General features: G+C 54.4%; 1 protein-coding gene. It reads left to right on the forward strand.

Annotation, left to right across the window (positions count from 1 at the left end; genetic code table 11):
* The first annotated feature begins 858 nt into the window (after positions 1 to 858).
* Complete coding sequence (locus JE47_RS0120155; protein ID WP_031461455.1) at positions 859 to 1236, forward strand: thiol-disulfide oxidoreductase DCC family protein; 378 nt, start codon at positions 859 to 861, stop codon at positions 1234 to 1236.
* Positions 1237 to 1331 lie beyond the last annotated feature (95 nt).

Genomic DNA, 1331 nt, shown 5'->3' on the forward strand with positions numbered 1-1331 from the left:
TCTACGGACTTCCACGCTGCGGAAGAGGAAGGGGGAGTATGATCTACGGACTTCCACGCTGCGGAAGAGGAAGGGGGAGTATGAAACGGATGATCAACGGTCCGTACTTCCATGTCATCCAATACACGCTGCAGAAGAGGAAGGGGGAGTATGAAACGGATGATCAACGGTCCGTAGTTCCATATCATCCAATACACGCTGCGGGAGAGGAAGGGGGGATGAGCGGAGCAGGGGCGGTTCTGCGCTAGTATCTGTCAACGATGCCGAGGCTATGAACTCAGATTACCTCTCTCCCGTGCTGCGGGAGAGGGGTTGGGGGTGAGGGCCGCCTGCAGCACCTGGCGCTACCCGCTCGGCAGCGGGAACGGGTGGCGGATGACGGCACAGAACGTTGGCCACTGAACGCAATGATCGCAGATGCACGGTAAGAGACTCATCAGAAATGCGAGTTTTTGATCACGCTCTTAGAAGCAGGTTGGGAGTCTACGCTAGCAACACAATCTAGCCTGATTGACATCGGAGGGTGCTATGAGCCGCAAACGTTATCAGCAATGGTTCCGTATTCTCAGTGCAATCATTATTGGCATCCTGGTCCTGGCGTTGGTGATAACGGCGATTATGCCGTATTAAAACTCTGAATGACAGAAGAAAAATGAATTCCTGACCGCGCTTCAAACCGAAGTTGTAACATTTCATTCGGTAGTTTCAACACCTGATTGGAATTGGACTTTAGATACGTTTAGGAACGTCCGCCTATTTCAGAAGCGGTATTGAGCAAACCCGCTTACGAAACGTCAATCGCCAGTGAAACCTTAACACTGCTTGCTTAGCCAGCTTCACCCTATGAAAGAGAAACCCATGCGCTACACGATGCTCTACGACGGCAACTGCCGTATCTGCCGCCGCCAGGCTGAACTCGTCGCCGCTTACGACGATTACAAGCGGATCGAATTACTCGATGCGAATAGTGCACACGCCCGCGAACGATTTCCGCACATCAGCTTCGAGGATGCGCTAAGTCAGTTGCATGTTGTCGGTCCAGACGGTACCGTCTACCGTGGTGCTGAGGCTGTGCGCGAGCTGTTGTTACAGTTGCCAGCTCTACGGGGGTTAGGGGAGATGTTGCGATTACCCGGTGCCCTTACCCTGGCCCAACCCTTATACGAATTGGTGGCGCGGAACCGGTATCTGTTTGGTGGAACGACTACCTGTGATGACAATACTTGCCGCAGATGAGGTAGGGATTTAGGGTGGCGACGGTTGCCGGGCCGGTGCTGCCAGGTACGCCTGGTGGCCCTCACCTTCCCCCCAGCCCCCTTCTCCTCCCACGC

This window comes from Chloroflexus sp. MS-G (assembly GCF_000735195.1).
Classification (GTDB): domain Bacteria; phylum Chloroflexota; class Chloroflexia; order Chloroflexales; family Chloroflexaceae; genus Chloroflexus.